At 72.2% G+C, this 6,056-nt stretch carries 5 protein-coding genes; 2 read left to right on the forward strand and 3 right to left on the reverse strand.

Features of this window, described 5'->3' with window-relative positions:
• The coding region (locus HMPREF0731_RS14770; protein ID WP_007004961.1) for a cation:proton antiporter at window positions 1-2,535 on the reverse strand (2,535 nt) is incomplete at its 3' end.
• Between the two features lie 161 nt (window positions 2,536-2,696).
• Here HMPREF0731_RS14770 and guaD point away from each other — a divergent pair.
• On the forward strand, window positions 2,697-4,013 hold the full coding sequence (guaD, locus tag HMPREF0731_RS14775; protein ID WP_007004962.1) for a guanine deaminase: 1,317 nt from the start codon (window positions 2,697-2,699) through the stop codon (window positions 4,011-4,013).
• A 108-nt stretch (window positions 4,014-4,121) separates the two neighbouring features.
• Here guaD and HMPREF0731_RS14780 read toward each other — a convergent pair whose 3' ends face one another.
• The gene (locus tag HMPREF0731_RS14780; protein ID WP_007004963.1) at window positions 4,122-5,120 is read right to left on the reverse strand and encodes an NADP-dependent oxidoreductase; all 999 of its coding nucleotides are present in this window, start codon (window positions 5,118-5,120) and stop codon (window positions 4,122-4,124) included.
• 68 nt (window positions 5,121-5,188) lie between these two features.
• Window positions 5,189-5,782: a TetR/AcrR family transcriptional regulator gene (locus HMPREF0731_RS14785; RefSeq protein WP_040613396.1), complete on the reverse strand. Its 594-nt coding sequence runs from the start codon at window positions 5,780-5,782 to the stop codon at window positions 5,189-5,191.
• Window positions 5,783-5,867: 85 nt separating this feature from the next.
• On the opposite strand from HMPREF0731_RS14785, the gene HMPREF0731_RS25560 reads away from it, so the two are divergent.
• On the forward strand, window positions 5,868-6,056 hold a 189-nt coding region (locus tag HMPREF0731_RS25560; protein WP_007004965.1), incomplete at its 3' end, for a hypothetical protein.

Here is a 6,056-nt window from a genome sequence, read left to right on the forward strand (position 1 = left end):
GGGCAAGGCGGGCTGCGGCGGCGGCGGGGCACGGTCCGGGGCGGCGCTGCGCTCCTGGCTCACCGCGCGCTGCTCCGTCAGGCGCTCGATGCGGCCGGCCAGCGACGGCGCCTCGGCCAGCAGGCGGTGGAAATCGGCCACGCTCAGCTCCAGCAGGTGGCAGAAGCTGGCGGCGCGGGCGCGGGCGCGGCGCCGTGTGTTCCGCAGCACCTCCTGGTCGCCGAAGATGTCGCCATGGGTCAGCAGCGTGTCACGCCCGTCCTCGGTCAGCACCACCTCGCCGCGGCTGATCAGGAAGACCGAGCGGGCGCGGCGGCGCGGGCGGTAGAGCGTCTCGCCGGGCACCACGAAGCGGCTGGTCACGCTCATCGCCAGGTCGTGGCGCAGCGCCTCCTGCAGCCCGGCGAAGAGCGGGAACTCGGCGATGCGCTGGTCGAGGCCGGACTGGATGTTGAACTGCAGCGGCCGCGTCACCTGGCGGCGCAGCGTCTCCAGCCCGCGCACCAGCTCCTCGTGCAGCTCCTCGCCCACCAGGGATTCCTGGCGCAGGGTCGCGTATTCCTCGGCCTCCAGCCGCAGGCCGAGCTGGCGCAGCAGCCGCGTCTCCAGCGCCTCGGCATAGCCCGGATATTGCAGCCGCAGCGTGTCCATCGCGTCCTCCAGCAGATCCTCCCGCCGGGCGACGATGTCGGCCACCACCTCGGTCACCCGGGTGCCGAGCACCGGCTCCATGCGCCGGCGCATGAAGCGCGCCATGGCCACCGAGACGAGATGCGTCAGCAGCAGCATCTCGAAGCGCTCGGCCATGCAGTGCATCAGCGGCGTGTCGATGCGGAAGCGCCGGTGCAGCCATTGCGCGACGTGGAAGCGCAGGCCCGGCTGCAACCGCCGCCGCGCCGCCTGGATGTAGCCCAGCCGCCCCTCGGTGCGGGCGCCGTCGATCATGCTCTCGGCGTTCCACAGCAGGTTCTCCATCACCCGCCGCGACAGCCCCTGCTCCTGGAACAGCTCCAGCAGCACCGAGCGCTCCTGGCTGGCGAAGGTGATCAGGCCGAGGGTGACCCGCTCGCGGTCGGAGATGGCGGTGTCGAAGGTGTTCGCCGCCGTCTCCACCTTCACCCGGTGGTCGTACATCTCGACCACATGCGCGGTGGTGGCGGCGGAGAAGCCATAGTCGCGCGCGGTGTTGCGCAGCTTGTCGCGCACCTCGCCGAGGCCGATCGCCACCACCTGGTTGCGCAGCGCCTGGTCGGCCGGGGAGAGCCGGTCGAGCTTCAGCGCGCGCACCAGGAAGCGCAGCGTGGTGCCGTTCACCAGCAGGGTGGAGAGCACATAGCCGGTGGCGACGATGGCGACGAATTGCTGCACCTCGCGCGGCACGGCGCGGTTCTCGGTCACGGCGAGGGCCAGGGCCAGGGTGATGGCGCCGCGCAGCCCGCCCCACAGCATGGTCACCTTGAAGGGAATGGGCACGCGCTGCGACAGCTTGGCCAGCAGCAGCAGCGGCATGACGCCGAACAGCACCGCCGCGCGCGCCACCATGGCGGCCAGGATCACCACGCCGATCAGCAGCAGGTCGTGCTGCTCCATGCCCAGCAGCAGCCGCGGCACCAGCATCGAGGCCAGGATGAACACCATCGAGCTCGCCCAGAAGGAGAGCTGGTCCCACACGTCCTGCAGGAACTGCCAGGAGCGCGGCCGGAAGGTGGAAGGCCCGATGGCGCTGACCGTCAGCCCGGCGGCGGCGGCGGCGACCACGCCGGAGAAGCCCAGCGCCTCGTCGCACAGGATGTAGGCGAGGTAGGGCAGGGCGAGCGTCAGCGTCACCTCCGCCGTGCGGTTGCCGCCCAGCCAGGGCAGCCCGGCCAGCATCAGCCGCGCCAGCACGAAGCCCACCGCCATGCCGCCCGCGAAGGAGGTCAGGAAGGTCACCACCGCCTGCAGCGGCGCCGCCGGGTGCTCGCCGGTCAGCTGTGCCAGGAAGATGGTGAAGATCGAGATGGCGGCGGCGTCGTTCAGCAGGCTCTCGCCCTCGACCAGGCGGGTCAGCCGGCTATTGGCGCCGATCTCGCGGAAGATGCCGACCACGGCGGAGGGGTCGGTGGTCGCCACGATGGCGCCCAGCATCAGGCAGGCGGTCAGCGACACGCCGGCGATGGGGGCGAGGGCGAAGCCGATGGCCGCGGTGGTGACCAGCACGGCGACCACCGCCATCACCAGCACCGGCGCCCAGTCCCGCGCCAGGCGCCGCACATCGATCGACAGCGAGCCGTGGAACACCAGCAGCGGCAGGAACAGGAACAGGAACACCTCGGCGCTCACCGGCAGGCGGACCAGGCTGGTCGCCACCTCGTCCAGCGGCGTGGCGCGGCTGGTGTTCAGCACGAAGGTGGCGCCGGCGCCGAGCAGCACCCCCACCACCGCCAGCAGCACGGTGCTGGAGAGCATCAGCCGCCGCGCCAAGGGCTGGATGGCGCTGACCACGATCAGCAGCAGCGACAGGGCCAGGATGGTGTCGGGCAGGGAGCTCAGCATCGGGTCCGCTCATCCAGGGGTCGGCGCCACGCGGCGCCAAGGCGCGACCGGTATCCGGCCGGTTCAAGGCGGATCTAGGGCAGCTGGGGCGTGGGCGCCGCCGCTGTTTCGCGGTTTTACGCTGCGTTGCAGGATGACGGCATCGGGCAGGAGGAACCGCCATGGCGGCACGGGCGTTGCGCGGCGCGGCGATCAGCTTCCGGGCGGACCCGTTCCGCGTCCCGGCGGCGGAGGCGTTGCAGCACTGGCCGGACGCGCTGCTGGTGATCGAGGCGGGCGAGATCGCCTCCATCGCCCCCTGGCCCGGCGCGGCGCCGGCCGGTCTGGCGGTCGAGCACTGGCCAGGCGCGCTGCTCTGCCCCGGCTTCATCGACGCGCATGTCCACTACCCGCAGCTGCCGATGGTCGCCGCGCCGGGAGAGGAACTGCTGGGCTGGCTCGCCCGCTACACCTTCCCGGCCGAGGCCGCCTTTGCCGACCCGGACCACGCCGCCCGCGTGGCCCGCCTGTTCCTGCGCGAGCTGCTGGCCGCCGGCACCACCAGCGCCGCCGTCTACGGCACCGTCCACGCGGCCTCGGCCGAGGCCTTCTTCGCCGAATCGGCGCGGCTGAACACCCGCATGATCGCCGGCAAGGTGCTGATGGACCGCAACGCGCCGCCGGCGCTGCTGGACCCGCCCGGCGGCGGCATCGCGGAAAGCGCCGCGCTGATCCGCCGCTGGCACGGCAAGGGGCGGCAGCTCTACGCCATCACCCCGCGCTTCGCCCCCACCTCCACGCCCGAGCAGCTCGCCGCCGCCGGCCGGCTCTGGGCCGAGCATCCGGGCAGCTATATGCAGACGCATCTCTCCGAGAGCCCGGCGGAGCTGGACTGGGTGCGGCAGCTTTTCCCCGAGGCGTCGGATTACCTCGACGTCTATCGCCGCGCCGGGCTGACCGGGCGGCGCGCCATCTTCGGCCATGGCATCCACCTCTCCGAGGGCGAGCTGTGCCATTGCCACGCCAGCGGCAGCGCCATCGCGCATTGCCCCGGCTCCAACCTCTTCCTCGGCTCCGGCCTGTTCCGCGCGCGCCAGGCGCGGCGCGAGGGGCGGGAGGTGGCGCTCGGCCTCGGCTCCGACATCGGGGCGGGGACCAGCCTCTGCGCGCTGCGCAACATGGGGGATGCCTACAAGGTCTCCCGCCTGGCGGGCGAGCCGATCACCGCCGCCCAGGCCTTCTGGATGGCGACGCGCGGCGGGGCGGAGGCGCTGGCGCTGGAGGGGCGCATCGGCAGCCTGGAGCCAGGGCGGGAGGCCGACCTGGTGGTGCTGGACCTGGCAGCGACGCCGCTGCTCGGCTTCCGCATGGGGCTCTGCGCGGATCTGCTGGAGCGGCTCTTCGTGCTGATGACGCTCGGAGATGAGCGCTGCGTGCGCGCGACCTATGTCGCGGGCAGGAAAGTGTATGACAGGGAGGAAGAAAGCGTTCTTTTTTGAAAAAAAGAACCAAAAAACTTTTGTCCGTTGGCGTCCCGCCTGGGGCCTGAGGCGGGACGCCAAACGAACAAAGTCTTTTTGCTTCTTTTTCTTCAGAAAAAGAAGGAATTAAATCTCTACAACAAGCTTCCCGAAATTCTTGCCTTCGAGCAGGCCGATGAACGCTTCCGGCGCGTTCTCCAGCCCCTTCGCGCGGTCCTCGCGCCAGCGCAGGCTGCCCTCCGCCACCCAGGCGCCGCCGATGCGCTGCCATTCCACCCAGGCTTGCGGGTGGTCGCTGACGATGAAGCCCTGCAGGCGCAGCTTCTTCTTCACCAGGGCGCCCAGATTGGGCCCGGGCGGCAGCGGGCGGACATTGTAGGTGGCGACCGTGCCGCAGAAGGCGATGCGGCCGAAGCTGCGCATGCGCGGGAACACCGCCTCCTGCACCGCGCCGCCGACATTCTCGAAATAGACGTCGATGCCCTCGGGGCAGGCCTCGTCCAGCGCCGCGCCGAGGTCGCCGCGATGGTCGAGGCACGCGTCGAAGCCCAGCTCCTCGGTCACGTAGCGGCACTTCTCCGGCCCGCCGGCGATGCCGATGACCCGGCAGCCCAGCTTCTTGGCGATCTGCCCGGCGACGCTGCCCACCGCGCCCGAGGCGGCGGAGACCACGAAGACCTCGCCCGGCTTGGGCCGGCCGATCTCGGTGACGCCGACCCAGGCGGTGGTGCCGGGCATGCCCAGCACGCCGAGATAGGCGCTGGGCGGCACGCCGCCGGTCGAGGGCAGCTTGACCAGCGTGCTGCCATGCGCGGCGGAATGGGTCTGCCAGCCGCGGGCGCCGCGCACCCAGTCGCCGGGGGCGTAGCCGGGATGGTGGCTGGCCAGCACCTCGGCCACGCATTCGCCCTCCATCACCTCGCCCAGCGCGACCGGCTTGGCGTAGGAGGCGGCATCGTCCATCCGCCCGCGCATATAGGGGTCGAGGGAGAGCACGCGGTGGCGCAGCAGCACCTCGCCCCGGCCGGGCTCGGGCAGGGGGCGCTCGACCAGCTCAAAATGCTCCGGCCCGGGGCGGCCGCTGGGGCGGGCCTTCAGCAGGATCTGGCGGTTGCTCTCGGCCATGGCGGTATCCTCTCTCCTGTGACGCAGCAGGAGTGTTGGGCCGCCGGAGGGGGATGCCAAGCCCGCCCCTAGCGGCTGGGATCGGCCATGCTGGCCAGCGCCGCCTCCAGCAAGGCGGGCAGCGGGGCGTCGGCGCGGCGGGCCAGCCCGTCCAGCTGCCCGGCGATGGCCAGGGTCGCCAGCCCGTGCACGCTGGCCCAGGCCATGGCCTGGCGCCCGGCCTCGGCGGGCGAGAGGCGTTCGGGATGGTCGGGGCGGCCGGCGGCGCGGGACAGGGCGGCATCCGCCGCCGCCTGCGCGGCGCGCAGCCGCGGATGCGCCGGGTCCAGCATGTCGCGCCGATACATCAGGCTGAACAGCGCCGGCTCGCGCAGGGCGAAGGCCAGATAGCCCCGCCCGATGGCGAGCGGCGTGGCCCGCGCCGGCTCCGCCCCCAGCATCTCGGCCACCAGCGCCTCGAAGCCGGTGGCGGCCAGTTCGCTGAGCAGCCCGGTCAAATCGCCGAAATGCGGCGCGGCGGCGGTGTGGGAGACGCCGGCGCGCCGGGTGATGGCGCGCAGCTTCAGCCCGGCGATGCCCTCCTCGGCCAGGATGGCGCGGGCCGCCTGCAGCAGGGCGGCGGGCAGGTTGCCATGGCGATAGGGGCGGGGCGTCGGGTCCATGCAGATCTTTACAGTGGAAATTTCGGCTTGACGAGCGGCCGCGCGCCCGCCTGAATCTTTCCATCGTAAAGATGGAGTCCGTGGCATGGCCCTCCTGGCAGGCACGCCGCTCTGGGTCTGGCTGGTGCTGGGCCTGGTGCTCTGGTCCGGCTGGCGGGCGCGGCATCCGGGCCTTGTCACGCCCGCGCGGCTGCTGGTCCTGCCCCTGGTGCTGCTGGCGCTCGCCCTGCCGGCCGCCGGCCGGGCGGGGGGCGAGCACCTGCCCGCGCTGCTG

It is taken from the genome of Pseudoroseomonas cervicalis ATCC 49957, from assembly GCF_000164635.1.
GTDB lineage: Bacteria > Pseudomonadota > Alphaproteobacteria > Acetobacterales > Acetobacteraceae > Pseudoroseomonas > Pseudoroseomonas cervicalis.